Source organism: Rhizobium sp. NPDC090275 (assembly GCF_044772225.1).
GTDB lineage: Bacteria > Pseudomonadota > Alphaproteobacteria > Rhizobiales > Rhizobiaceae > Rhizobium.
Genome location: NZ_JBIVYL010000007.1, coordinates 189,449 through 216,226 on the forward strand (window position 1 = coordinate 189,449; position 26,778 = coordinate 216,226).

Genomic DNA, 26,778 nt, shown 5'->3' on the forward strand with positions numbered 1-26,778 from the left:
CATGGCTAAGACAGCGACACGCCGCAAGACATCGACACGCTCGCGGGCGGGAGCGAGAAAGAGCGGAGGCGGCAGCCCGCTTCCCTGGGTGGTCGTGGGTGCGCTCGCCTTTGGCGGCATCGCCGTCTACGACAACTGGAAGAGCGTGAAGCCGATGCTCGCCTCGCATGCGCCATCGGCCTCGCGGCCGGTCAGCGTGGCGAAGAACACACGCGAGCGCGATGCGGTGCCGAGGCAGACGGCGTCGATCGCGCCGGTCTCCAAGATCATTCCGCCGGCGGCCGTGCCGATCCCCTCGTCCAAGGGGCCGGCTTCCGAACGGGCGGAGCCGGTTTCGATTTCGCCAGCGTCCATTTCACCGGCGCAGACGCAATCCGCCAAGGCTGCCTTCGGCTATTGCGGGCAGGGCGAGCATATCAACTGCGTCGCCGACGGCAGCACCTTCTGGTACAAGGGCGAGAAGATCGTCATCGCCGATATCGTCAGCCCAGGCATCGACAATGCGCGCTGCGACGGCGAGCGCAAGGCGGGCTTTGCGGCCAAGCTCCGGCTGCTCAACCTTTTGAATGCCGGGTCGTTCTCGATGAACGCCGCCGGTCAGCCCGACAAGGGGGCAGCACCCCGGGTCATCTCGCGCGACGGTCGCTCGATCGGCGCGCAGCTGGTGGACGAAGGCTTGGCACGCAAGCCCGGCAAGGGCGCCTGGTGCGCCTGAGCATCGTTTAAACCTACTTCTGCTTCGGCGCCTTGCCGTTGGTCTTGAAGACGGCGGAGAAGGCCGTGTCGGTGCTCTTGGCGCTGCATTCGATGGCGACCGGCTTGCCGTCATAGGGGTTGCCGAGCGTGCAGCTTCCCGAGACCTTGACCTGCCCGGTCATCTTCTGGCCGGCGCCTGTCACCACCATATCGAGCGGCAACGTGACATTGCCTGCCGATGCTGGCTTGATCTTGGTGCCGTCCCCCTGGAAGCCGAGCATCTTGCCTTCGGCGGAGAAGATGAAGGTGACCTGACCGTTGACCAGCGTGACGCTGGCGATCTCGTTCTGGCAGGGCTTGGAGACATCGACCTTGCCGACGACGAGCTTGCTGCAACGTCCAGCCAGCGTCAGCGCGCCAGGTGCGCCGGGAAAGTTCTGCTGTGCCGTGCCCGCTGCCTGCGCGATCGATGCCGACAGAAGTGCGCCGGCGGTCAGGATTACCAGTTTCATTTCAATACCTCGTCATGCCTAAAGCTTGTCGCCATGGCACCGAGGCCATGACATTCTACTGTGTTCGAAATTGGTCAGCACGCTAGACTTTCAATGTCTTGGCACACAACTTCGCAGTCCAAGAAAAGCCACCAGAAATGGCTGCCGAAACCACTTTTACATATGCTCATCCGATAATAAGACCGTCGCGCCCCGTGTGGGGCGTTTTGAGGGGAAACATGAGAAACATCACGCTGTCGGCGGTCTCCGCCATCGCATTTCTGGCATTCGCAGGCGTCTCTCACGCGGAAGACCTGGTCTTCACGCTGAAGAACGGCACCAACTCGGTGCTCACCAATTTCTACACCTCGCCCGTTGGCGTCAACGAGTGGGAAGACGACGTCTTCGGCAAGCAGGTGCTGAACCCGGGCGAAAGCATGGACATCACCATCGGTGACGGCCGCGACGTCTGCAAATACGACATGAAATTCGAGTTCGAGGAAGGCTCCAACCTCGACACGACCACCGACACGCAGAACCTCTGCGAAATGGGCTCCTATACGATCCACGAATAAGCGTTCGCGCGGTTCGCTCCGACTTGAAGAGGTCCGGCCTATCCGCCGGGCCTCTTTTCGTTTCAGTGCCTGGCTTGCGCGATGCCCGACAGCAAAACGCCCCGGAGACCGGGGCGGTGGTTGCTGCTGCCTGTCAGGCCGACATGCTTAGCGGCAGACGCGGATGCTTTCCATGTGATAGCCGCCGTCATAGGCGTTCTGCACCTGGCGATCCTCGAACCAGCAGCGCGGCGGAGGCGGCGGTGGCGGATCGATATAACGCGGGCCGGAATTGCCGTTGGCAATCGCGCCGCCGATCAGGCCGCCGATAACGCCAGCCGCAAGACCACCGGCGATGACGGCGCCATCATTGTGATGGCGGCGGCGCGGCGGCGGCGGGGGTGGCGGCTGGTCGCGGTAACCATAGCCCGGCGGGCGACGGTCGTAATACTGCGCCATTGCCGGCGCGGTGGTCGCCAGGACGCTGCTGAACGTGGTTGCGGCAACCACGGCGTACAGAGCCATCTTCTTCATTCGCATGCGTCTCCGTTAAGATCGAGAGGCTCGATAGCCACTCAACATGCCCAGAAGATGGCATTGGTTGGCTTAATGGATTCTGAACGAGGTTGGGGTGTGGACAGGTCTTGAAGTGGATGGGTCGGTGCCGGGTCGCAGCTGGCGGATCGCCGCGGGCCGCGTCGCTTCGTGAAATACATTTCGCCGTCGGAACGTCGATTGGGTGCTTTGGATCGCCGATCGCCGAAACGAATAAGGGCTCAGCGATTTCTCGCTAAGCCCTTGACTATTCAGTCTAATCTGGATGGTGGGCGTGACAGGGATTGAACCTGTGACCCCTACGATGTCAACGTAGTGCTCTCCCGCTGAGCTACACGCCCATCCGATGTCGGCGCATAGACCACAAACCTATTTGGCCGTCAATAGGCCTTTTTCAGATTTGTGACATGCGCCCACAGAACCCTTAGGCCGCAAGCATTTTATTGACTTCGTCAACGAGGTCGCGGAGGTGGAAAGGCTTGGAAAGGACCTTCGCGTCCTTCGGTGCCTTCGAATCAGGGTTGAGCGCGACGGCCGCAAAACCGGTGATGAACATCACCTTGAGGTCGGGATCGAGTTCGGTGGCGCGGCGCGCCAGCTCGATGCCGTCCATTTCGGGCATGACGATGTCGGTGAGAAGAAGGGAAAAGGGTTCTTCGCGAAGGCGGTCGTATGCGCTGGCGCCGTTGTCGTAGGACAGGACCTTGTAGCCTGCCTTTTCGAGCGCCTTCACAAGGAAGCGGCGCATGTCGTTGTCGTCTTCTGCAAGAAGTATCTTCTGAGTCATTATCCAGACCGCTGATCAGTGGAATTTATGCGTGAGTATTGGTCATTTACACTAGATTTCGGCCGGTAAACAACCGGTGAAGCGCCTGTGCAAAGCGTCATCCCCATGAGATAGTATGGACTTGGCGGCCTTCAACTGGCAACATGGGGCAAGCAGCTGCCTGCCAGCATGGTTAAGAGGGAAACAGGTGGACGAGATTCCCGCGTACGAGCTTTTTGAGATACGGGAACCCGCGTCGCACACCATTCCATTCGTCTACAATTCCCCCCATAGCGGCCGCATCTATCCGCCGGAGTTCATCGCGCAATCGAGATTGCAGGGGATGTCGATCCGCCGCTCGGAAGACCATTATGTCGACGAGCTGTTTTCGGCGGCCGGCGCGCTCGGGGCGCCGCTGCTTCTCGCCAATTTTCCGCGCGCCTATCTCGATGTGAACCGCGAGCCATACGAACTGGACCCGCGCATGTTCGACGGGCTCCTGCCTGCCTACGCCAATATCAATTCGCTGCGGGTGGCCGGCGGTCTCGGGACGATCCCCAGGATCGTCGCCGAGAACATGGAGATCTACGCGCGGCGCTTGCCGGTGCAGGAGGCGCTCGATCGTATCGAGGCGGTCTACAAGCCCTATCACGCCGCACTGCGCCGGCTGATCGCACGCACGCATGTGCAGTTCGGCTTCGGCGTGCTGATCGACTGCCATTCGATGCCGGGCAATATCCGCGTTGCGGGCGCCACCTCGCGGCCGGATTTCATCATCGGCGACCGCTATGGCACCAGCGCCTCGGCGGAGCTGTCGCGCATGGCCGTCAGCATCTTCGAGGAGATGGGCTTTGCCGCGATCCGCAACAAGCCCTATGCCGGCGGCTTCATCACCGAGCATTACGGCCGCCCCTCGCGCGGCCTGCACGCGCTGCAGATCGAGGTCAATCGCTCGATCTATGTCGACGAAGTGACGCTCGAACGGCGCGCCGATTTCCCGCTCGTGGCCGCCGCGATCACCTCCTTCATGCGGCAGATGGCCGACTACGTCGCCAAGTTCGCCGGCGATACGGCGCTGGCGGCTGAGTAGGGCGGTTTTTCGCGCGCATTCGAGCGCGCCGTATTCCAGTGCAGTATTGCTGTCGTGAAGTTGCGGTAGGTTACCTGTCGCGGCGACGGGTTTTCGCGTGTCTGTGCGACGGTGCCGGTTTGTTTCCAACCCGACAAAAAAAGACCGCCTTGCGGCGGTCCAAGTCTAGGGAGGAAACACCCAAGGAGGGTATTTACAGTCAGAAGACTGTAGGGAGACGCTACTATTGCAGTGCACAATTGTCAATCATTTTATTGCGGTGCGCAAAATATGTGCAGCCGGCTAAAAGTTGCTGCTTCCGTTTGCAAAATGAGCCTTTTCGGCTATGGAAAGCGGCATCGACAGTCTCACACGGATGTCCCTCATGTTTCCTGATCGCACCTTCTTCAATCGCCTCGCGGAAGCCGCCAAGGCCGAGACGCTGCCGCGGTTTCGCTCCGGGACCGGCGTGACGAACAAGCTGGCGTCGGGCTTCGACCCCGTCACCGAGGGCGATCGGGCAGCGGAAGTGGCGATCCGGGCGCTGATCGAGGCGCATTTTCCCGAGCATGGCATTCTCGGCGAGGAGTTCGGCAATATCGGGCTCGATCGTGAGCATGTCTGGGTGATCGATCCGATCGACGGCACGCGGGCGTTCATCTCGGGCGTTCCCGTCTGGGGTACGCTGATCGGCCTCTACAAGAACGGCAGGGCGGTCATGGGGATGATCGAGCAGCCGTTTACCGGCGAGCGCTATTTCGCCGATGAGAGCGGATCCTACTACACCGGTCCGGAGGGCGAGCGGAAGCTTCAGGTGCGCGATTGCGCCGGGCTTTCCGATGCGATCCTGTTCACCACCTCGCCGCATCTCTTCGCCGGCACCGAGATGGACCGCTATCGCGAGATCGAGAGCCAGGTCCGGCTCTTCCGCTATGGCACCGATTGCTACGCCTATGCGCTTCTGGCGGCCGGGCATATCGATCTCGTCGTCGAGAACGGCCTGAAGCCCTACGACGTCGGCGGCATCATTCCCGTCATCGAGAAGGCCGGCGGCATCATCACCACCTGGGATGGCGGGCGGCCTGAGAATGGCGGCTCGATCATCGCCGCCGGGAGCCAGGCGGTCTATGATGCGGCGGCGGCGATTCTGCGTCGCTGAACCGAGGGTTGCGTCGTAGCCGGCAGGATCAGGCTAGGTTTCGTTAGATGACGGCAATGTTTGATAGCTTCGGTTGCTTTGTGTGCGGCTATTATATCGTCGGTTGCCGTCTTGCGCTGAACTCGTTGTTACTTGGCCGCGAACATGCCCGCATGGGATGAACATTAATCGAACAGAAAGAATTCGCTGCAAATCTTGCCTCCGAAGTGACTATTTTTGGATCTTTGCCTTTCCGGCGGTCCGCATTTTAGTATTGAGGCAAATTATAATGCAGCTTTTTTCTTTAGGCTCTGCCGCCGGCGCGAAAGCCGTTCTTGATGCAGTCAGCCGGTCCCAGGCCGTCATCGAGTTCGACATGGCGGGCAATATTCTGTTTGCCAACGAGAATTTTTGTCAGGCCATGGGGTATCGTCTCGACGAAATCGTCGGACGGAATCACAGCATGTTCGTAGCCCCTGAGGAAGCAAAGGGTGCCGATTATACGGCCTTCTGGAAGCAATTGAACAAGGGCGAATTCGATCGTCGGCAGTACAAGCGTATCGGCAAGGGCGGGCGCGAAGTGTGGATCGAAGCCTCCTACAATCCCGTTCTCAAGGGCAGCACACCCTACAAGGTCGTGAAGTTCGCCACCGTGATCACCGATACGAAGCTTAAGAGCGCCGAAGATGCTGGCAAGCTCGATGCTCTCTCGCGCGCACAGGCGACGATCGAATTCACGCCCGATGGCCATATCCTGACGGCCAACGAGAATTTCCTGACGACGCTCGGCTACACGCTTGAGGAAATCCGCGGCCGGCATCATTCAATGTTCTGCGATCCAGGCTATGCTGATAGTGGCGAATATAAGGAATTCTGGCGCAGCCTGGCTGCGGGCCAGTTCGCCGCCGACGAGTTCACGCGCATCGGTAAGGGTGGTCGGAAGGTTTTCATCCAGGCCTCCTACAACCCGATTTTCGACATGAACGGCAAAGTGTTCAAGGTCGTGAAGTTCGCGACCGATGTCAGCGAGCGGGTACGAGCCGTTAACGAGCTCGCCATCGGCCTGCAGGCGATGGCGGATGGCGATCTGGACCAGACGATCGAAAAGCCCTTCATTGCCTCGCTGGAGACGCTGCGCACCGATTACAACTCATCGATCGGCCGGCTGCGGGCGGCGATGCAGGCGATCGCCAGAAACGCGACGCAGATTGCGTCCGGTACCCGAGAGATCAGCGCGGCCTCCGACGATCTTGCCCGCCGTTCGGAATCGCAGGCTTCTTCCGTCGAGGAAACCGCCGCGGCTGTGACCGAGATCTCCACGACCGTATCGGATTCGGCGCGCCGGGCGGCCGATGCCGGGCGTCTTGTCGACGATACGACGAAGAGCGCGCAGGATTCCGCCGATGTCGTCAGGCAGACCGTCGAGGCGATGGCGCGGATCGAGCGTTCGTCGACCCAGATCGCCGGCATCGTCAGCGTTATCGACGATATCGCTTTCCAGACCAATCTTCTGGCGCTGAACGCCGGTGTCGAGGCCGCGCGGGCCGGTGAAGCAGGCAAGGGCTTCGCGGTCGTGGCGCAGGAGGTGCGACAGCTTGCGCAGCGTTCTGCCGATGCAGCCAAGGAAATCAAGGCACTGATCCACGATAGCGAAGCCTCGGTTCGCGATGGGGTGGCGCTGGTCGACAAGACCGGTGCGGCGCTGGAAGCGATCGCGACGCGGGTGCTGGAGGTGCACGACAATGTCTCCGGCATCGTGGTGGCGGCGCGCGAGCAATCGCAGGCGCTTGGGCAGATCAACGAGGCCGTGATGTCGATGGACCAGGACACGCAGCGCAATGCGGCGATGGTCGAGCAAACCGCGTCGGCCAGCCGCAAGCTGGCGGGGGAGGCGAGCGCGCTGTTCGAGCTGATCGGCCAGTTCAAGGTGGGCGACGAGCGAAGCGCGCGGGGCATGGCGCCGCTGGCCAGGGTTGCCTGACGATCGCGGTCTGGCGCCTCAGCGATGACGCGCCGTTCGCTCTATGGTGTCGATGCTAGGGGCGCAGGGCCGATGGTCTGACAGTCCAGATAATACAGGCAAAGAAAAAGGGTTCCGCCGGCAGGCTGGAACCCTTTTTTGTTTGGTCGTCTCGTTTGGCTAAGATCAGCCGCCGATGCCGCCGCGCATGCGGGCGGTGTCGAAGGCCGTCGGGCGCGGCGTCGGCACGGCCACGGCGGTCGGGACGGTGTAGGCAACGGCCTCGAAGGCGGCAGGCGCCGGCTCGGACGGGACGTAGGCCTGCTGGACCGGTACCTGCAGCACGTGCTGCTGCTTGGCTTGCGCCTGCTGCGGTTGGGCCTGCTGGAAGCGAGCCTGCTGGAATTGCGGCTGCTGAACTGGTGCCGGCTGCAGCTGTGCCGTCTGGACCTGGCTCTGCTGGACCTGGCCCTGCTGAATTTGCGGCTGCTCCATACGGACCGCTTCGGCGGTCGTCTGCATGGGGGCGGCCTGCGGCACGGGGACGCTTTCCGGCGCTTCGTAGGCGGTTTCGACGACGCCCTGCGCCATCGGGATCGGCTCGCGAGCCGGCGAAGCGGCAGGCGTCAGCAACTCGAACTGTGCAGCCATCTGGCTATGAGCGGGCACGAAATTCATCGCGACTTCGTAGGCGGGGAGCGGCGAGGGGGTCTGCAGCTCGCCATCGGCACCGCGCTTCTCGTAGAAGGCATTGCCGCCGGCAACCGTCACGTAGTGCATGTTGTCGTAGGGGAACTTCATGCCGTCGGTATGGAAGAACATGGCTTCCTTGACGGCGGGATTGCGCTCGCCCTTCAAGAGAGCATCAGCGGCAGCGTTGAGATCGGGCTCCGCCTGTGCCTTGACCTCACGGGTCATGACGCCGGGGGCGAACTGCTTGGCCTGCGAAACGACGCCGCAAATGGACTTGGGATAAGCCGGGGAGGTCAGGCGGTTCATCACGACGCTGCCGACAGCCATATAGCCGTCGTGGTCGGAATGCAGCGATTCGAAATACATCGCCCGCTTGAGGCAGGTTCGGTCTTCCGTCGTGTAATTGTAGGTGACCTTACCGGGCGTGCCGGTATGCAGACGCTTGGTCGTCTGAATGCTGCCTGTCGTCTTTGGCGTGCTCGTGCACCCCGTAGCAGCTAAGCCCACAATCATGATCCCGAACAGAGATCGTCCCAATACGTAATGCGCCCTCAACGCCAGGTGCCCCCTATGTGATTAGTTCAGCCCTTATCGAAAAAGTGGGTAACTAATATCTTACAATCGTAAAAATTCAAACACCGCGTTACATTTTTGTCTCAAAATGTGATCGGGCCGGGCGGAACGATACGATTTCGGAAGCGCTCGCTGGGGATCTGACCCCGCCTAAGGCGCTTCGGCTCAGGTGCCGAAGCCTTCGAATTCCTCGGAAACCTCGGCATCCGCGCCCGGAATGAAGGCGTGGAAGGCGGCGAGCGCCGCTTGCCGGTAGACGTCGCGTTCCTGCAACACTTCGTGACGAGCGCCGTTGATCGGCACCAGCTGACCGGCGCGGAAATAGCGCGAGAGACGCTCCTGGGCGATGTAGGGCACGATCGTATCGCGCGTCGGGGCGATGACGACGGTCGGGATGGTGATCGAAAAGAGGTGGTTCGGCGCGGTGACGCGCTCGATGGTCTTGAAGGATTCGACCAGCCAGCGCGCGGTGGGCGGGCCGAGCGTGAGATCGGGATTTGCCTCAGCAATCGCGACGTTGCGTTCGAAGCGCACTTCGTCCGATGTCAGCGGATTGTCACGGAAGGGTTTTTCCTTGAGCTTGGGCGACAGCGGATGCGAACCGAGGCCGAGCGCGCAGGCCGCGGACGCGAGCCACCTGATGGTGCCCGCCGAGGCTGCCTGGCCCGAGAGGCCGATGAAGGGCGCCGTCAGCACCATGCGCTCGATGCGCGTCGTCAGATAAGGAGCAGCCGACAGCGCGATCAGCGCGCCGGTCGAATGCGCCAGTATATAGAAGGGCAGGCGGGTATCCGGCAGCACGACTTTCTCGAGGAAGGTATCGAGGTCGTGCTCGTAATCGATGAAGCGGCGGACATGGCCGTAGTGACGCTTTTTCAGCATGCGGTCGGAATTGCCCTGGCCGCGCAGATCGAAGGTGGCGACCCACAGACCCTTGTCGGTCAGGTCGCGGATCGTCTCGTAATATTTCTCGATGAATTCGTTGCGCCCGTGCAAGAGCACGACGGTGCCCTTGGCGACGGGTGCCTGGGAGCGGAAGACGGCGTAGCGCAGCTTCAGGCCGTCATGCGTCTCGAAGTAGCCTTCCGTGCGATTTTCCGGAACCGGATTGCCGGGTGTCGAAAACAGAACCTGTTCCATAGCCGTCAGCGCGCGCCCTTCGAAAGGATTCGGAATAGAAGTAAAGCGGATAGGCGATCGGCCTGTCAAATCAAAGAAAAAAGCGTTCCTGAGATGCGCGTCGCCCGCGCTCGGCCAAAAAAAGTGGCCGGCATGCGGGACCTGAGCGGAGCGCAGTGCCGGCCGGAGATCGGGCTGAAGACGAAGGGACGATACACTCCAGCCATCGAGCCAGTGTAACCCGATGACGCAATCATTAGGCCCGCGCGTCTGAACGGATGCCGAACCGGGTGTTCATGCGCGGTTCACTGTGGCTGGCCGTGGATTTTCGGTGGTTGCGGGCGGCCCTCAGAAAGGGTCTTGAAGTCCGAAAAAGCCATCCCCATCTCATGGTAGCGGACGCCAGAACGGGTCCGCGGAACCGTCCCGAAGCTGCCGATCAAGGGGTTTTTGGGGCAATTTATCGCAATCAGTCGCTTCCTCAGGAGGACATCATGCGTCACGTAGACTTCTCTCCCCTCTATCGTTCCACCGTCGGTTTCGACCGTCTCTTCACCATGCTCGACAGCCTGGGCCAGCCCGACCAGGGCCAGACCTATCCGCCCTACAATATCGAGCGTACCGGTGAAAACACCTACCGCATCACAATGGCCGTCGCCGGTTTCGACGAAACCGAAATTTCGATCGAAGCGCAGGCCCATGCTCTCACCGTCAAGGGCGAGAAGAATGAAGACAATGCGGAAGGCTCCGAATTCCTCTATCGCGGCATCGCCAAGCGTACCTTCGAGCGTCGCTTCCAGCTTGCCGATCATGTCGAGGTCACGGCTGCTTCGCTGAAGAACGGTCTGCTCCATATCGACCTTCTTCGCAGCATTCCCGAGGCCATGAAGCCCCGCAAGATCGCGATCGCCGCCGAGCCGGTGAGCGCGCCGAAGGCCATCGAGGCTCAGGTCACCAACTAAGTCACCAACGAACCAATCCCTCCCAGGATATGGCAAGGAAGCGGCGTCCCCACGGGGCGCCGCTTTTTTGTTGTTCGGCACGCCAGGTTGGCGGCGCGTCGGGTCACGCCGGGTTGGCGGCCTGTTCCACTTCGGCTGCGGTGGCGCGGCGGTGGTGGGCGGCTGCATATTTCTGGGCGATGACGGCGCAGACCATCAGCTGGATCTGGTGGAAGAGCATCAGCGGCAGGACGATGGCGCCGATTGCCTGGCCGGCGAAGATGACGTTGGCCATGGGGACGCCGCTCGCCAGGCTCTTCTTCGAGCCGCAGAAGGTGATGGTGATCTGGTCGGCTTCGTTGAAGCCCATCAGACGGCTGCCGAAGGTGGTGGCGCAGAGGACGAGCGCCAGCAGAACCATGTCGGCGACGATGACAACCGCGATATCGGACAGCGAGAAGGTGTGCCACAGGCCCTCGACGACGGCGGTCGAGAAGGCGAGGTAGACGACCATCAGGATCGAGCCGCGGTCGACGGGCATCAGGATCTTCTTCTTGGCGCGGATCCAGTCGCCGATCCAGGGCTGCAGCACCTGGCCGACGATGAAGGGGAGCAGCAGCTGCGTGAAGATCTGCAGCAACGCATCCCAGGAAAAGCCGCCATGGCCGCCGACAGAGAAAAGCAGGCCGACGAGAAGCGGGGTCAGGAACATGCCGAAGATGTTCGACGCCGAGGCCGAGCAGATCGCGGCCGGCACGTTGCCGCCGGCCATCGAGGTGAAGGCGATCGAGGACTGTACCGTGGATGGCAGCACGCAGAGGAAGAGAATGCCGAGATAGAGCGAATGCGGCAGGATCGTTTCAGGAATGAAGCCGAGACCCATGCCGAGCAGCGGGAAGACGCCGAAGGTGGTGAGCAGGATGACCAGATGCAGCCGCCAGTGCAGCAGGCCGGCGATCACCACGTCGCGTGACAGGCGCGCGCCGTGCAGGAAGAAGAGAGCCGCGATCGCGATGGTCGTCGCCGTGCCGAAGTAGTGGGCGAAGGCGCCGCTTGCCGGCAGGATCGATGCAAGGATGACCGTGCAGACCAGGAGGATCGTGAAAGTATCGGGCAGGAAACGGCGCATGGGCTTAGTCTCGGCTTGTTCGGCATTGTAGCCGGCTTTTGATGGATCAATCCTGTTTCTTCCATTATGATACGCGATGCAAGAAATAACAGTTATCGCGAAGCGGGATAATCATGCTTGATCTTACGCAATTGCGCAGCTTCGTCGCCGTCGAGCAGATGGGGAGCTTCACGCTGGCCGCCGAGCGGCTGGGGCTTGGGCAATCCACCGTCAGCCAGCATATCCAGCGGCTGGAGACCTCGGTCGGGCGGCGGCTGCTCGCCCGCGATACGCACAAGGTGGTCCTGACCACGGATGGCGAGGCGCTGCTGTCGCATGCGCGCGCCATGCTTTCGATCGAGGGGCAGGTGCAATCGCTGTTCGGCGGCCGCAGCCTGCGCGGCAAGCTGCGGCTGGGGGTGTCGGAGGATTTCGTCACCAGCCAGCTGCCCGGCGTGCTTGAGGATTTCGTGCGCTCGCACCCGTCGGTAGATCTGGAGTTGACGGTGGCGCTCTCGGGTGTGCTTTATGAAATGCAGGACAATGGCGAGATCGATCTGGTGCTCGCCAAGCGGCGGCTGGGTGACGCGCGGGGACGGCTGGTCTATCGCGAGCCGCTGGTATGGCTGGCGCGCGATCCCGATCACATCATGAGCGCGTCGCCTTTGCCGCTGATCGCCTTTCCGCCGCCGAGTGTGACGCGGGCGATCTCGCTTGAGGCGCTGGGGCGGCACCAGATTTCCTGGCGGATCGTCTGCACCTGTGGGAGCCTGAGCGGGCTGACGGCGGCTGCGCGCGCCGGGATGGGCGTGCTCGTGCAGCCGCGCAGCATGGCGCCATCGGGGCTGAAGGTGATCGGCAAGGGCAAGCTGCCCGTGCTCGAGGATGTCGAGTTCGTGCTGGTGCCGCGCAAGGGGGCGGACCAGGCGCTGGTATCGGCGCTGTCGGACGATATTCTCTCCAAGGTCAGGAGCCTCAGGTCGAGCTGAGATCGTCTGTCCGCCCGGATAGCGCGATATGTGGTTAATCGATTGCCCGGCATTTTAAGTATCCCTCAACCCTGTCGCTTAGGCTTCTGGTTACCTTGGACCCCTTAGTTTGGTCCTCGCTCAAGGTCGACGTTCGGGGCTACAGGGAGAACGGACGATGGTATATGGAGCGCTCTTCGTCTCCGGGCTGGTCGCCTGCGTGATGCTCATCGTCGTGGCCGGCCACGATAGCAAGACGACGGATAACGGGGCGCCGCCCTCCGCCGTGATGCTGCATCAGAATTAGACGTTTGCGAGAATCAACTCGACGATCTCGATAGTGGTGATCCGCCGCCCTCGGGCGCGGATCACCATTGTCATTCACGCATCATTGCAATGGCTTTCGCGGCGTTGCCTTCACCGGCTGCGATTTTCCAGACTTCGGTAGCCGTTGCCATAAATGACTGCAGTCGGCCCTAACCGGTCATTGACCAAATGAAATTCGGCCCTCACCTTCTAAGCATCAAAGTTGCTGACAGCCCACTCTGAGGTACTTCTCGATAGCAGAATGGCGCGATCTGACTAACGATGAATAGCAATGCATTGAATCATTGTTGTATGCCACCAATTGGGCCGACGTTTGGAGAGTCAAAGAAATCATCGGCCGCGTACTCGCCGAATTTGGGTCATTGGCTCTGACAGCGAGGTGCTCGGAAAGACCCCGACCTGAAAACAAGTCCTATTTTATCGGCATATTTTGCCGACGATGGTGACGAAGAAATTCCCGGCGGCGAAATACTCTTGTTTGAAAAAGATGGTTTCTTGACCGAACTTCAAATCTATCGAGGACGATGGCGTCCACTCAGGGGCGACCTCGATCCAAAGAGGATTTTTATGATCCGGGAGATTTAAGTTCAATCCTCAGCGATAAACGCACGGTTAATTAAACATCGTCGAGTACAACCTTCGCAGGTTAAATATTCGGTTTGACATGGTTCGATTTATTACAATCGCCGCGACCATACTGATGGCCCTTGCCTTCCTTGCCCGATGCGAGAAGCTAGGTTTTCACCATTGGGAATGGCACCAAAAACTGACGGTGGTCGTCGATACTCCCGATGGACCTAAGACCGGGAGTTCCGTTGTCGGGATCGAGATGAGCGTAGGGCCGCGCTGGTCGCAACTCATCGATGCTGGGAGATTGACGATGCAGGGCGAGGCGGCAGCCGTCGAGGTTTCGCCGGGCAAATATCTATTCGCACTCCTCGATAACTACGACGGGTCCACAGCTCTCAAGATGTTCCCTATGCGCGGCAAGCCCCGCGGCATGGAAGAGGAGGAATACTACAGGCGGATCGACGAGATGGTAACTTCACGGCAAACTGTCGAACTTCCCGTCGAGTACTTTCCGCTGCTTGTCAGTTTTCGCGATTTGTCTAACCCAATGAGTGTGGTTGCCGCAGGCCCAGTCAGTTTCAAGGGCTTGGATTTCCCCACTGTCGCTGAGCCACGTGACCTCTCTCGAATATTCGGCCCCGGATACTCGATACAGTCCATAACGCTCAGCATTGTGGACGATGAGGTCACCGATGGCGTGATTGATCGGATACTGCCATGGCTTGACCAGTATCGCGACAAGGCTCTCGATGGCAGGTCGATACGGACCATCGAGGCGACTAATCAGCTCGCGAACTCCTTGGGATCGGGTTCCTTTCGATTAAAGTGACTAGATGTCCAGAAACGCAAACCACACATGTCCGCTTCTGGCGCAAAGCCGCCGCGCACTGGCTTGGTGGCGTCTGAGACCGAACTCCGCGATTTTCGGCCGGCACACAAAAATGTCGCAGCGAAATCCCCGGTCATCCGGATCAAAGTTTGATCTATGTCAAAGCTGCCGCGCGGGGGGCGACATAGCTTCCGGGCATGCGCCAGAAAACATTCATATCACGAAATTTTCGCCGGTTTGTCGCACCTCTTGCGCTGCTTCCTCTCAGCGGTTGCAATATGGTGGTGATGAACCCAACGGGGGATATCGCTCTTCAGGAGCGTAACCTCATCCTCGTCGCACTCGGCATGATGCTTCTCGTCGTCATTCCGGTGTTGACCCTGATCGTGGTCTTCGCGTTCCGATACCGCAAGGGCCGAGCGCCCGAGAAGTATGATCCGAACTTCACCCATTCGGCACCGATCGAAGTGGTGGTCTGGTCGATCCCGCTCCTGATCATCGCGTGTCTCGGCGTGGTCACATGGATCACCACCCACAGCCTCGATCCGTTCCGCCCACTCGATCGAATTTCCGCCGACAAGCCGCTGGCCAAGGACCACAAGCCTCTCGACATCCAGGTCGTCGCCATGGATTGGAAGTGGCTCTTCATCTATCCCGAACAAGGCATCGCGACCGTCAACGAGTTGGCACTCCCGGTCGATGTCCCCGTACGTTTCTCCATCACCTCGACCAACCAGTTCAACACCTTCTCGGCGCCCACGCTGGCGGGCATGATCTATGCGATGCCGGGCATGAAATCGATGTTGCACGCCGTGCTCAATGCACCGGGCGACAGCTGGGGCTACTCCGGCAACTACACCGGCGCCGGCTATTCCGACATGCGGTTCAAGCTGCACGGTGTCGATCAGGCAGGGTTCGACCAATGGGCCGCGGGGATAAAGGCCGCGGGCGAGACGCTGTCGACCGATCGTTACGTCGAACTGGACAAGCCGAGCGAGAAGGTGCCCGTCATGCACTTCTCCACCGTCGCCTCCGGTCTCTTTGATCGCGTTCTCAACCGTTGCGTGGTCGCCGGCACCGAATGCGCCGCCGACATCATGAAGAAGGATCGCGCGCTCGACCGCGACAATGGCGGCATGTTCGCGCCGCAGCCCATGGATCATTCAGCCATGCAAGTCAGCGACGGCCCGATGAGCCAGGGCATGCCATCCATGAGCCACACCTCGACATCCGGCGACGTCACCGCCGCCGTTCCGGCCGCTCATGACCACACCAACACCGGCACCAACAATGGCGCGCTCGCCGCGCCTGAACAGCAGGGTTCCAATGCAAGACCATAGCTTCACCACGACAGTCTTCGGGCGGCTTACGCTCGAATCGCTGCCGATCCACGAGCCGATCCTTGTCGGCACTTTCATCGCGGTCGCCGCGCTCGGTCTGATCATCGTCGCCGCACTCACCTACTTCCGGCTCTGGGGCTATCTCTGGAAGGAGTGGTTCACCTCCGTCGATCACAAGAGGATCGGCATCATGTACATCGTGCTGGCGATCATCATGCTGCTGCGCGGCTTCTCCGATGCCGTGATGATGCGCCTGCAACAGGCCGTTGCTTTCGGTGGCAACGAGGGCTTCCTGCACTCGAGCCACTACGACCAGATCTTCACCGCCCACGGAACGATCATGATCTTCTTCGTGGCGATCCCGCTGGTCGTCGGCATCGTCAACTTCGTCATGCCGCTGCAGATCGGCGCGCGCGACGTCGCCTTCCCCTATCTGAACAACCTCAGCTTCTGGCTGACCGTCGCAGGTTCGGTTCTGGTGATGATCTCGCTGTTCGTCGGCGAATTCGCACGCACCGGCTGGCTGTCCTACGCGCCGCTGGCTGAGAAAGCCTTCAGTCCGGATACCGGGGTCGACTATTATCTGTGGTCGCTCGAAATCGCCGGCATCGGCACCACGCTCTCGGCCGTCAACATGGTGGCAACCGTCATCAAGATGCGCGCGCCCGGCATGAGCCTGATGAAGATGCCCGTCTTCACCTGGACCGCGCTTTGCAGCAACGTCCTCGCCATCGCCATCTTCCCGGCGCTGACGGCAGCCTTCTTCCTGCTGCTGCTCGACCGCTATCTCGACACCGCCTTCTTCATCAATGATCTCGGCGGCAATGCGATGCTCTACTGGAACATGGTGTGGATGTGGGGTCACCCAGAGGTCTACGTCCTGATCCTGCCGGCCTTCGGCATCTATTCGGAAATCACCTCGACCTTCACCGGCAAGCGCCTGTTCGGCTACGGGTCGATGGTCTACGCCACGGTGGTCATCACCATTCTCTCGTACCTCGTCTGGCTGCACCACTATTTCACCATGGGATCGGGCGCGAGCGTCAACGCCTTCTTCGGGATCGCCACGATGGTGATCGCCATTCCGACCGGGGCGAAGGTGTTCAACTGGCTGTTCACGATGTTCCGCGGCGAAATCCGCTTTGAACTGCCGATGATGTGGGTCGTGGCGTTCATGCTGACCTTCGTGGTCGGTGGCATGACGGGCGTGCTTCTCGCCGTGCCGGCTGCCGACTTCGTGCTGCATAACTCGCTGTTCCTCGTGGCGCACTTCCACAACACCATCATCGGCGGCGTCGTCTTCGGTCTCTTCGCCGGCATGACCTACTGGTTCCCGAAGGCCTTCGGCTTCAAGATGGACGAGTTCTGGGGCAAGGTTGCCTTCTGGGGCTGGGTCATCGGCTACTGGGTCGCCTGGACACCGATCTACATCGTCGGCCTGATGGGAACCACACGCCGCGTCAACCACTTCGACGACCCGACGCTGCAGCCTTACTTCGTCATCGCGCTGATCGGCGCCGTGATCATCCTCATCGGTGTGCTCGGCTTTGTCATGGCGATCGTCATGGGCATCGTGAAGCGCAACAAGCTGCGTGATGTCACCGGCGACCCCTGGGGCGGCCGTACGCTGGAATGGTCGACGACTTCGCCTCCGCCTGCCTACAACTTCGCGATCACGCCCGTCGTCTACGAACTCGACGCCTGGCACGACATGAAGGAGCATGGCTACAAGCACCCGACCGAAGGCTTCCGCCCCGTCCACATGCCGCGCAATACAGCCACCGGCGTCGTCGTTGCGGCACTCGCCACGGCACTGGGCTTCGGCATGATCTGGTACATGTGGTGGCTGGCCGCCATCAGCTTCGCCGGCATCCTCGTCGTCTCGATCGTCCACACCTTCAACTACAGCCGCGATCATTACATCCCGGCCGATGCGATCGCGCTTACCGAAGGCAAGCGTGCGCAGCAGCCGGCAGCGAGGGCCTGACATGACCATTCAACTCGTCAAGAAGGACGCCCCACGCGTCTATCACCTGCCCGAAGCCGAGGAGCATTATCACAGTGGCGGCGCCACGATGCTCGGCTTCTGGATCTACCTGATGAGCGATGCGCTGATCTTCGCCTCGCTGTTTGCCGTCTATGGAACGCTCAGCCGCAATTATGCGGGTGGGCCTCCGCCTCAGCATCTGTTCGAGCTGCCGCTGGTGGCGCTGAACACCGGCTTCCTGCTCGCATCGTCGATCGTGCTTTCGCTCGGCATGCAAGCGATGGCAGCCGGACGGACGGCCACCATGTGGCGGCTGCTTGCCGTCACCGGCGTGCTCGGCGCGGCGTTCCTTTGCGTGGAGCTCTACGAGTTCTCGTCGCTGATCGCAGAGGGGGCAACGCCGCAGCGCAGTGCCTTCCTGTCGGCCTTCTTCACGCTGGTTGGTACGCACGGCCTGCACGTCCTGTTCGGCCTGATCTGGCTGGTCACGCTCCTGGTGCAGATCGCCCAGCGCGGACTGAATGAGGACAACAAGCGTCGCCTGATGTGCCTGTCGATGTTCTGGCACTTCCTCGACATCATCTGGATCGGCGTCTTCACCGTCGTCTACCTGTTTGGAGCACTTCGTTGAGCACACATCATCACACCGAACCCGCTCACGGCAGCAAGGGCAGCATCTGGACCGGCTCGATCCTGTCGATCATCCTGACGGTCATTCCGTTCTGGCTGGTCATGTCCGGGGCGCTGGAAAATGCCGCGGCGACCACCGTGATCATCTTCGCGCTGGCCATCGCGCAGATCATCGTCCACGTCGTCTGCTTCCTGCATGTCGACAGCCGCGCGGAGAACGGCTGGACGCTGATCGCCTTCATCTTCACGGCCATCATCGTGGTCATCACGATCGTCGGCACGATCTGGGTCATGTACAACATGAACGTGAACATGATGCCGATGAGCGCGGGCGAAATGCGCAACATGTAGGCGAGGAGTGCGCGCCGCATGGCTGGGTGCGGCGCCATGAGGATCGGCCCGGTGATTTCGATCACCGGGCCGATCGGCGTTTATGGGCTTGGGATCAGCTCAGGATGCGAGGCAGCTCAGGAAGCCGTCGACGTCCTTTTCCTCTGTCGCGAAGCTGGTGACGAGGCGGATCAGGATCTCGTCTGCGCCGACGAGATCGGGCGTGGCTGACGGGATGGGCCATTCGTAGAATTTCGCGCCCTTGTCTTCGGCGGTCTTTCCGGCGCTCTTCCTTATAATGGCGAAGACTTCGTTCGACGTTGTCGACCAGGCAAGGCGGGCCGAGTTGCTGGCGCCGATGCCCACGCGCAGGCGGTCGGCCATTCCGTTGGCGTGGCCGGCGAGATCAAGCCAGAGACCGTTGTCGAGATAGGCGTCGAACTGGGCGGCGATGAAGCGCGACTTGGAGAAGAGTTGGGCGGCGCGCTTGCGGATGAAGGGCATCTCCTTCGCCTTTTCAGGATCGAAGACGACGATCGCCTCGGCGCACCAGCAGCCATTCTTGGTGCCGCCGAAGGAGAGAATGTCGACGCCGCGCTTCCAGGTCATCTCGGCGGGGCTTGCGCCGAGCGCCACCAGCGCATTGGCGAAGCGGGCGCCGTCCATGTGGAGCGGCAGCTTGCGCTCCTTGCAGATTGCGGAGATGGCGTCGATCTCGTCGAGCGAGTAGACGGTGCCGATCTCGGTCGCCTGGGTGATGGTGACGGCCGTTGCGCGGCCGTGATGAACGGCGTTTTCCGGGAAGCCGACAATCGCCTTGGAGAGCTTCGCCGGATCGATCTTGCCCAACTCGCCATCAACGGGAGAAAGCCGTGCCTGGCTGAAGAAATCGGGCGCGCCGCATTCGTCGGCGATCACATGGGCTTCGGCGTGACAGAAGGTGATGCCGCCGGGGCGCTGAACACTGGCAAGCGACAGCGAGTTGGCGGCCGTGCCGGTCGCCACGAAGAAGACAGAGACCTCGCGCTCGAAGATCTCGGCGAAGCGGGCCTCAACGCGGCGGTCGAGATCACTGGTGCCGTAAGCGGCGGCGAAGCCGGCGGATTCCTGCAGCAGGCGCTCGGCAATGGAACGATGGGCGCCAGCCCAGTTATCGGAAGCGAAAATCATGAGAAAAGCCTGGAAAAAATGGAGGTGGGGGCTGGTTCGAAGCGGAGCTTAATCCAAAGCTTCACTGGATCAAGTAACTGGGGTGGAACCCATCACAAAAATTGAATTCCGCAATCAACATACAATATGGAACGAAACCGCGTAATTTTATGTCGCAGTGCCGATCAATTTGGCAATCTTCCGTCTCTAATTGACGTTTTTTTAATCCATGGCCCTTGCGGAGCTGTCACGTTTCTGGCATAGAACCGATGAATTAGGACAGGGTTGCTGTCCTATTTTGGCCGCTAAGGCCGAAGAGGCGCCAAAAGACCTTACACTCGTTGGGTTTCACGCTATAGTTCACCGAGCGCGGACGAAGTTTCCCCGCACGGGACGCATGGCAGGCGCGGAGCGCAACGGTTGCTTTCGCTGAGAAAGCCTGCCGCCGGCGACCGGATCTTCGATAATGCAACAGCGCTGTCATGCGCCGAACCTAAGATCAGGGTCGGTGTGCGACGAAGAGCCGCCTGCACAGTCGCGGGCTCTGACAGGAGGCAAAACGATGACGAAGAACACGCCATCCACGGGTGTTGACCAGTTCGCAGCAGCAGACATGCGCGCGGTGGCCAATACGCGCAAACCTGCCACCGGTCTGCCGGCCAAACAGGGGCTTTACGATCCACGCAACGAACATGACGCCTGCGGCGTCGGCTTCGTCGCGCATATGAAGGGCCAGAAGTCGCACCAGATCGTGCGCGACGGCCTGTTCATTCTTGAGAACCTGACGCACCGCGGCGCGGTCGGCGCCGATCCGCTGATGGGTGACGGCGCGGGCATTCTCGTGCAGATTCCCGATCGCTTCTTCCGCGAGGAAATGGCCAAGCAGGGCATCACCCTTCCCAAGGCTGGCGAATATGGCGTCGGCCATATCTTCATGCCGCGCGACGAAAAGCAGATCGCGCATTTCAAGAAGGTGATGCAGGACGTCATCTCCGAAGAGGGCCAGGTTCTCCTCGGCTTCCGCGACGTGCCCGTCGACAACTCGTCGCTGTCGAAGGCGCCGGATATCGCCGCGACCGAACCGCATCACTGTCAGATCTTCATCGGTGCCGGCGATAGCGCCGCGACCACCGATGAATTCGAGCGCCGCCTGTTCACGCTGCGCAAGGTGATCTCGAACCGTATCTATGACGAGTTCGACGGCGAGGAGAGCCACTTCTATCCGGTGTCGCTGTCGTCCTCGACGATCGTCTACAAGGGCATGTTCCTGGCCTACCAGGTCGGCGCCTATTACACGGACCTGTCGGACCCGCGTTTTGAGTCCGCTGTCGCGCTCGTGCACCAGCGCTTCTCGACCAACACCTTCCCGTCCTGGAAGCTGGCGCATCCGTACCGCATGGTCGCCCATAACGGCGAAATCAACACGCTGCGCTCCAACGTCAACTGGATGGCGGCGCGCCAGGCATCTGTGTCTTCGCCGCTCTTCGGTGATGATATCTCCAAGCTCTGGCCGATCTCCTATGAAGGTCAGTCGGATACGGCCTGTTTCGACAACGCGCTCGAGTTCCTCGTGCGCGGCGGCTACTCCATGGCGCATGCCGTGATGATGCTGATCCCGGAAGCCTGGGCCGGCAACCAGTCAATGTCGAAGGAGCGCAAGGCGTTCTACGAATACCACGCAGCGCTGATGGAGCCGTGGGACGGCCCTGCCGCCGTTGCCTTCACCGATGGCAAGCAGATCGGCGCGACGCTCGACCGCAACGGCCTGCGTCCGGCCCGCTATCTCGTCACGTCAGACGACCGCGTCATCCTCGCCTCGGAAGCCGGCACGCTGCCGGTGGCTGAAGAGGACATCGTCAAGAAGTGGCGCCTGCAGCCGGGCAAGATGCTCTTGATCGACATGGAGAAGGGCAAGATCGTCTCCGACGAGGAGCTGAAGACCGAGCTCGCGACCAAGCATCCCTATCGCAGCTGGCTCGATCGCACGCAGCTGATCCTCGAAGACCTGAAGCCGGTGGAGCCGCGCGCTCTGCGCCGCGACGTGTCTCTGCTCAACCGCCAGCAGGCCTTCGGCTACACCACCGAAGACACCAAGATCCTGATGTCGCCGATGGCGACAACGGGCCAGGAAGCCGTGGGCTCGATGGGCACCGATACGCCGATCTCGGCCATGTCGGAAAAGTCGAAGCTGCTCTACACCTATTTCAAGCAGAACTTCGCGCAGGTCACCAACCCGCCGATCGATCCGATCCGCGAAGAGCTGGTCATGAGCCTGGTGTCCTTCATCGGCCCGCGCCCGAACATTCTCGACCACGAGGGTGCGGCCAACGCCAAGCGCCTGGAAGTGCGTCAGCCGATCCTTACCAATGGCGATCTCGAAAAGATCCGCTCGATCGGCCACACGGAAGACCGTTTCGACACCAAGACGCTCGACTTCACCTATGATGTGGAGCGTGGCGCCGAAGGCATGCCCGAAATGCTCGACCGCCTCTGCGAGCGCGCGGAAGCGGCCGTCAAGGGCGGCTACAACATCATCGTGCTCTCCGACCGCCAGATCGGGCCGGATCGCATCGCGATCCCGGCGCTGCTCGCGACGGCTGCCGTGCACCATCACCTGATCCGCAAGGGTCTGCGCACCTCGGTCGGCCTCGTCGTCGAGACCGGCGAGCCGCGCGAAGTGCACCACTTCTGTCTTCTCGCCGGCTACGGCGCGGAAGCGATCAACCCGTACCTGGCCTTCGACACGCTGCTCGACATGCATGCCAAGGGCGAGTTCCCGAAGGAAGTGGACGCGTCCGAAGTCGTCTACCGCTACATCAAGGCGGTCGGTAAGGGCATCCTCAAGGTCATGTCGAAGATGGGCATCTCGACCTATCAGTCCTATTGCGGCGGCCAGATCTTCGATGCGATCGGCCTGCAGCAGGAGCTGGTCGACAAGTATTTCTTCGGCACTGCGACGATGATCGAAGGCGTCGATCTGAAGGCGATCTCGGAAGAGACCGTTGCCCGCCACACGTCGGCCTTCGGCAAGGATCCGCTGCTCGCGACCACGCTCGATATCGGCGGCGAATATGCCTACCGCATGCGCGGCGAAAGCCATGCCTGGACGCCGGATGCGGTGGCCACGCTGCAGCACGCCGTTCGCGGCAACTCCGAGGACCGCTATCGCGAGTTCGCCGAGATGGTGAACACGTCGGCGCTGCGCATGAACACCATTCGCGGCCTGTTCAAGATCAAGACCGCCGAGCAGATCGGGCGCAAGCCGGTCGCGCTCGACGACGTCGAGCCTGCAGTCGAGATCGTCAAGCGCTTCTCGACCGGCGCCATGTCCTTCGGCTCCATCAGCCGCGAGGCGCATACGACGCTGGCGATCGCGATGAACAAGATCGGTGGTAAGTCGAACACAGGCGAGGGCGGCGAAGAGAGCGACCGCTACTTCCCGCTGCCGGATGGTTCGGCGAACCCTGAACGCTCGGCGATCAAGCAGATCGCATCGGGACGCTTCGGTGTGACCACCGAGTATCTCGTCAACGCCGACATGCTACAGATCAAGGTCGCGCAGGGCGCCAAGCCCGGCGAAGGCGGCCAGCTGCCCGGCCACAAGGTCGATGCGACGGTCGCCAAGACCCGTCACTCGACGCCGGGTGTCGGCCTGATCTCGCCGCCGCCGCACCATGACATCTACTCGATCGAAGATCTGGCGCAGCTGATCTACGACCTGAAGAACGTCAACCCGACGTCCGATGTCTCGGTCAAGCTCGTCTCGGAAGTCGGCGTCGGCACGGTTGCCGCCGGTGTCGCCAAGGCGCGCGCCGACCACATCACGGTCTCCGGCTTCGACGGCGGCACCGGCGCATCGCCGCTGACCTCGTTGAAGCATGCGGGTTCTCCGTGGGAAATCGGCCTTGCCGAAACGCAGCAGACGCTGGTGCTGAACGGCCTTCGTTCGCGCATCGCGCTGCAGGTCGACGGTGGCCTGAAGACCGGCCGCGACGTGATCATCGGTGCGCTTCTTGGTGCCGACGAATTCGGCTTCGCGACGGCGCCCGTCATCGCCGCCGGCTGCATCATGATGCGCAAGTGCCACCTGAACACCTGCCCCGTTGGCGTTGCCACCCAGGATCCGGTCCTGCGCAAGCGCTTCAAGGGCACGCCGGAGCACGTCATCAACTACTTCTTCTTCGTTGCCAACGAAGTGCGCGAAGTCCTGGCCTCGCTCGGCTTCACCAAGTTCGATGACATCATCGGCGCTTCGGAGCTGCTCGAGAAGGACGAGATGCTGGCGCACTGGAAGTCCAAGGGTCTCGACTTCAGCCGCATCTTCCACAAGGTGGAGGCGCCGAAGGAAGCAACCTACTGGACGACCCGCCAGAAGCATCCGATCGACGATATTCTCGATCGCAAGATGATCGCTGAGGCCGAGCCTGCACTCGCGTCGAAGACGCCTGTCAGCTTCGAAGTCGGCATCAAGAACGTCGACCGTTCGGCGGGTGCGATGCTGTCGGGGGAAGTCGCCAAACGCTACAACCATCGTGGCCTGAAGGAAGACACGATCAACGTGACGCTTCGCGGCACGGCCGGACAGTCGTTCGGCGCGTTCCTGGCGCGCGGCGTGACCTTCAAGCTGATCGGCGACGGCAACGACTATGTCGGCAAGGGCCTTTCGGGCGGCAAGATCATCGTGCGTCCGCCTGAGAACTCGAAGATCGTCGCTGAAGACTCGATCATCGTCGGCAACACCGTGCTTTATGGCGCGACCGAGGGTGAGTGCTACTTCCGCGGTGTCGCGGGCGAGCGCTTCGCGGTGCGCAACTCCGGCGCCATTGCCATCGTCGAAGGCGTGGGCGACCACGGCTGCGAATACATGACGGGTGGCGTGGTGGTCGTGCTCGGCGAGACGGGCCGCAACTTCGCGGCCGGCATGTCTGGTGGCGTCGCCTATGTTCTCGACGAGAGCGGCGATTTCGCCAAGCGCTGCAACATGGCGATGGTCGAGCTCGAGCCGGTTCCCGAAGAGGACGACCTGATGGAGAAGCTGCACCACCATGGCGGCGATCTCGCGCACAAGGGCCGCGTCGACGTTTCCGGCGACATGACCCGCCACGACGAGGAACGCCTCTACCAGTTGATCTCCAACCATCTGCACTACACGGAATCCACCCGTGCCAAGCAGATCCTGGACAACTGGGCGGAATACCGTCCGAAGTTCCGCAAGGTCATGCCGGTCGAATACCGCCGCGCGCTCGAGGAAATGGAGCGCAGCCGGATGGGGATCGCCGCGGAATAACAACACCGACATATCCGCCACGTGCCAATCGTGCGTGGCGGATACCGAAATATCTCGATGACCCATGGCGACTGCGCCGACAGCAGACCTGTCACAGTCTCATGGATGGTTCTCAAGGGGATATGTTCTAATGACGGTTCAGCAATTTGCCCCGGATATCGGGACTGAAAACAGACAACTGGCTGCGGTGAGGCGGTCATGAGTGTAAGGGAAGACAGCAGCATGGGTAAGGTAACAGGGTTTCTGGAAATCGACCGGCAGGTGGCGAAGTATCAGCCGGCGTCGGACCGTATCCGGCATTTCCGCGAATTCACGATCCCGATGTCGGACCCGGAAGTGCAGAAACAGGCCGCGCGCTGCATGGACTGTGGCATTCCCTATTGCCATGGCCCGACCGGCTGTCCCGTGCACAACCAGATCCCCGACTGGAACGATCTGGTCTACAACAACAACTGGGAAGCAGCGATCCAGAACCTGCACTCGACCAACAACTTCCCTGAATTCACCGGCCGCGTCTGCCCCGCGCCTTGCGAGGAAGCCTGCACGCTGAACCTCGAAGATGCGCCGGTTGCGATCAAGACCGTCGAGCAGGCGATCGCCGACAAGGCGTATGAGCTCGGCTTCATCCGGCCGCAGCCGGCTGCCGTTCGTACCGGCAAGAAGGTGGCGATCATCGGTTCCGGCCCTGCCGGCATGGCGGCGGCGCAGCAGCTCGGCCGCGCCGGCCACGAAGTGCATGTCTATGAGCGCGAATCCAAGCCCGGCGGCCTGCTGCGCTACGGCATTCCCGACTTCAAGATGGAGAAAAACTTCATCGATCGCCGCGTCGAGCAGATCTCGGGCGAGGGTGTGACCTTCCATTGCGGCGTCAATGTCGGCGTCGATCTCAAGGTCGAGCAGCTGATCGCCGACCACGACGCCGTTCTTTACTGCGGCGGTTCGGAAACGCCGCGCGAAGCCGGCATTCCGGGCTTCGACCTTGCCGGCGTGCATGACGCGATGCCGTATCTGGTGCAGCAGAACAAGCGCGTTGGCCGCGAAAACATCGACAGCGTCGGCTGGGCATCAGACCCGATCCTTGCAGGCGCCAAGCATGTCGTCGTCGTCGGCGGCGGTGATACCGCATCGGACTGCGTCGGCACGGCGTTCCGCCAGGGTGCCGTCAAGGTCACGCAGCTCGACATCCGCCCTCAGCCGCCGGAGAAGGAAGACAAGCTCGCCGTCTGGCCGTTCTGGGCCACCAAGATGCGCACCTCCTCCAGCCAGGCCGAAGGCGCCGTGCGCGAATTCCAGGTCGCGACGCTCGAATTCGTCGGCGAAGACGGTGTTCTCACCGGCGTCAAGTGCTGCGAAGTCGACGAACGCCGCAAGCCGATCGCCGGCACGGAGTTCATCATCAAGGCCGATCTCGCCTTCATCGCCATCGGCTTCAGCGGCCCGTTCACCACGAGCGTGCTCAAGGAACTCGACGGCAAGCTGACGCTCAACACCGACCGCCGTGGCTCGACCAACGTCGTCGCCAACGACCGCGACTACAAGACCTCGGTTGACAAGTTCTGGACGGCGGGCGATGTGCGCCGCGGCCAGTCGCTGGTCGTCTGGGCGATCCGCGAGGGACGCCAGGCGGCGCGCGCGATCGACGAGGCGCTGATGGGCTCGACGGTTCTGCCGCGCTAAGTGGACGAACGTTTAAATTGA

At 61.4% G+C, this 26,778-nt stretch carries 21 protein-coding genes, 1 tRNA gene and 1 pseudogene; 15 read left to right on the top strand and 8 right to left on the bottom strand.

The genetic code is table 11. The features are described 5' to 3' along the window. Position 1 precedes the first annotated feature (1 nt). Positions 2–715 carry a hypothetical protein gene (locus tag ACIQUB_RS19100; RefSeq protein ID WP_113239840.1) on the top strand — a complete coding sequence of 238 codons (714 nt, stop codon included), beginning with the start codon at positions 2–4 and terminating at the stop codon, positions 713–715. 13 nt (positions 716–728) lie between these two features. On the opposite strand, the gene ACIQUB_RS19105 is transcribed toward ACIQUB_RS19100, so the two are convergent. Next, positions 729–1,208 carry a hypothetical protein gene (locus ACIQUB_RS19105; RefSeq protein ID WP_018899780.1) on the bottom strand — a complete coding sequence of 160 codons (480 nt, stop codon included), beginning with the start codon at positions 1,206–1,208 and terminating at the stop codon, positions 729–731. 218 nt (positions 1,209–1,426) lie between these two features. Between ACIQUB_RS19105 and ACIQUB_RS19110 the strand changes: the two genes are divergently transcribed. Next, the gene (locus tag ACIQUB_RS19110) at positions 1,427–1,762 is read left to right on the top strand and encodes a hypothetical protein (protein ID WP_018899779.1); all 336 of its coding nucleotides are present in this window, start codon (positions 1,427–1,429) and stop codon (positions 1,760–1,762) included. Between the two features lie 147 nt (positions 1,763–1,909). Here ACIQUB_RS19110 and ACIQUB_RS19115 read toward each other — a convergent pair whose 3' ends face one another. From ACIQUB_RS19115 to cpdR1, 3 genes are all read right to left on the bottom strand, one after another. After that, positions 1,910–2,275 (bottom strand): hypothetical protein, encoded by a 366-nt coding sequence (locus ACIQUB_RS19115; RefSeq protein ID WP_111563405.1) that lies wholly within the window; start codon positions 2,273–2,275, stop codon positions 1,910–1,912. 287 nt (positions 2,276–2,562) lie between these two features. Continuing rightward, a tRNA-Val gene (locus tag ACIQUB_RS19120) sits at positions 2,563–2,637 on the bottom strand. Positions 2,638–2,720: 83 nt separating this feature from the next. Further along, entirely contained in the window at positions 2,721–3,083 is a 363-nt protein-coding gene (gene cpdR1, locus ACIQUB_RS19125) for a response regulator CpdR1 (RefSeq protein WP_003542883.1), read from the bottom strand. 187 nt (positions 3,084–3,270) lie between these two features. Here cpdR1 and ACIQUB_RS19130 point away from each other — a divergent pair, with 187 nt between their 5' ends. The 3 genes from ACIQUB_RS19130 (at position 3,271) to ACIQUB_RS19140 (ending at position 7,250) form a co-directional block, all read left to right on the top strand. Then, positions 3,271–4,152 carry an N-formylglutamate amidohydrolase gene (locus tag ACIQUB_RS19130; protein WP_113237048.1) on the top strand — a complete coding sequence of 294 codons (882 nt, stop codon included), beginning with the start codon at positions 3,271–3,273 and terminating at the stop codon, positions 4,150–4,152. Positions 4,153–4,516: 364 nt separating this feature from the next. Further along, positions 4,517–5,290 (top strand): histidinol-phosphatase, encoded by a 774-nt coding sequence (hisN, locus tag ACIQUB_RS19135; RefSeq protein ID WP_113237072.1) that lies wholly within the window; start codon positions 4,517–4,519, stop codon positions 5,288–5,290. 268 nt (positions 5,291–5,558) lie between these two features. Continuing rightward, positions 5,559–7,250, top strand: coding sequence for a PAS domain-containing methyl-accepting chemotaxis protein (locus ACIQUB_RS19140; protein ID WP_113237049.1), 1,692 nt, complete (start codon positions 5,559–5,561; stop codon positions 7,248–7,250). A 432-nt stretch (positions 7,251–7,682) separates the two neighbouring features. On the opposite strand, the pseudogene ACIQUB_RS19145 reads toward ACIQUB_RS19140, so the two are convergent. Continuing rightward, positions 7,683–8,477: pseudogene (locus tag ACIQUB_RS19145) on the bottom strand (cell wall hydrolase); the annotation flags it as partial. Between the two features lie 183 nt (positions 8,478–8,660). After that, positions 8,661–9,635, bottom strand: coding sequence for an alpha/beta hydrolase (locus tag ACIQUB_RS19150; protein WP_113237051.1), 975 nt, complete (start codon positions 9,633–9,635; stop codon positions 8,661–8,663). A 473-nt stretch (positions 9,636–10,108) separates the two neighbouring features. Between ACIQUB_RS19150 and ACIQUB_RS19155 the strand changes: the two genes are divergently transcribed. Beyond that, a complete protein-coding gene (locus ACIQUB_RS19155; protein ID WP_018899772.1) occupies positions 10,109–10,576 on the top strand; it encodes an Hsp20 family protein in 468 nt (155 codons plus the stop codon). Positions 10,577–10,679: 103 nt separating this feature from the next. Here the strand turns inward: ACIQUB_RS19155 and ACIQUB_RS19160 are convergent, their stop codons facing one another. Next, a complete protein-coding gene (locus ACIQUB_RS19160; protein ID WP_113237053.1) occupies positions 10,680–11,684 on the bottom strand; it encodes a bile acid:sodium symporter family protein in 1,005 nt (334 codons plus the stop codon). A 113-nt stretch (positions 11,685–11,797) separates the two neighbouring features. On the opposite strand from ACIQUB_RS19160, the gene ACIQUB_RS19165 reads away from it, so the two are divergent. The 7 genes from ACIQUB_RS19165 to cyoD all read left to right on the top strand — a co-directional run bounded on the left by ACIQUB_RS19165 (position 11,798) and on the right by cyoD (position 18,665). Further along, complete coding sequence (locus ACIQUB_RS19165; RefSeq protein WP_018899770.1) at positions 11,798–12,652, top strand: LysR family transcriptional regulator; 855 nt, start codon at positions 11,798–11,800, stop codon at positions 12,650–12,652. A 157-nt stretch (positions 12,653–12,809) separates the two neighbouring features. Further along, positions 12,810–12,938 (top strand): hypothetical protein, encoded by a 129-nt coding sequence (locus ACIQUB_RS19170; RefSeq protein ID WP_018899769.1) that lies wholly within the window; start codon positions 12,810–12,812, stop codon positions 12,936–12,938. 720 nt (positions 12,939–13,658) lie between these two features. Further along, complete coding sequence (locus ACIQUB_RS19175) at positions 13,659–14,357, top strand: hypothetical protein (RefSeq protein ID WP_162737449.1); 699 nt, start codon at positions 13,659–13,661, stop codon at positions 14,355–14,357. Between the two features lie 197 nt (positions 14,358–14,554). Next, positions 14,555–15,697, top strand: a complete 1,143-nt coding sequence (cyoA, locus tag ACIQUB_RS19180) for a ubiquinol oxidase subunit II (protein ID WP_402931380.1) — start codon at positions 14,555–14,557, stop codon at positions 15,695–15,697. Then, positions 15,684–17,684, top strand: a complete 2,001-nt coding sequence (gene cyoB / locus ACIQUB_RS19185; RefSeq protein ID WP_113237073.1) for a cytochrome o ubiquinol oxidase subunit I — start codon at positions 15,684–15,686, stop codon at positions 17,682–17,684. The genes cyoA and cyoB overlap by 14 nt, the downstream gene beginning before the upstream one ends. A 1-nt stretch (position 17,685) precedes the next feature. Further along, positions 17,686–18,315: a cytochrome o ubiquinol oxidase subunit III gene (gene cyoC / locus ACIQUB_RS19190; RefSeq protein WP_113237056.1), complete on the top strand. Its 630-nt coding sequence runs from the start codon at positions 17,686–17,688 to the stop codon at positions 18,313–18,315. After that, complete coding sequence (cyoD, locus tag ACIQUB_RS19195; RefSeq protein ID WP_018899764.1) at positions 18,312–18,665, top strand: cytochrome o ubiquinol oxidase subunit IV; 354 nt, start codon at positions 18,312–18,314, stop codon at positions 18,663–18,665. The genes cyoC and cyoD overlap by 4 nt, the downstream gene beginning before the upstream one ends. 99 nt (positions 18,666–18,764) lie before the next feature. Here cyoD and ACIQUB_RS19200 read toward each other — a convergent pair whose 3' ends face one another. Then, positions 18,765–19,814 (bottom strand): low specificity L-threonine aldolase, encoded by a 1,050-nt coding sequence (locus ACIQUB_RS19200; protein ID WP_113237057.1) that lies wholly within the window; start codon positions 19,812–19,814, stop codon positions 18,765–18,767. Between the two features lie 541 nt (positions 19,815–20,355). Here ACIQUB_RS19200 and gltB point away from each other — a divergent pair. Continuing rightward, the gene (gltB, locus tag ACIQUB_RS19205; RefSeq protein ID WP_113237058.1) at positions 20,356–25,080 is read left to right on the top strand and encodes a glutamate synthase large subunit; all 4,725 of its coding nucleotides are present in this window, start codon (positions 20,356–20,358) and stop codon (positions 25,078–25,080) included. Between the two features lie 222 nt (positions 25,081–25,302). Beyond that, positions 25,303–26,757: a glutamate synthase subunit beta gene (locus ACIQUB_RS19210; protein WP_113237059.1), complete on the top strand. Its 1,455-nt coding sequence runs from the start codon at positions 25,303–25,305 to the stop codon at positions 26,755–26,757. Positions 26,758–26,778: the final 21 nt, after the last annotated feature.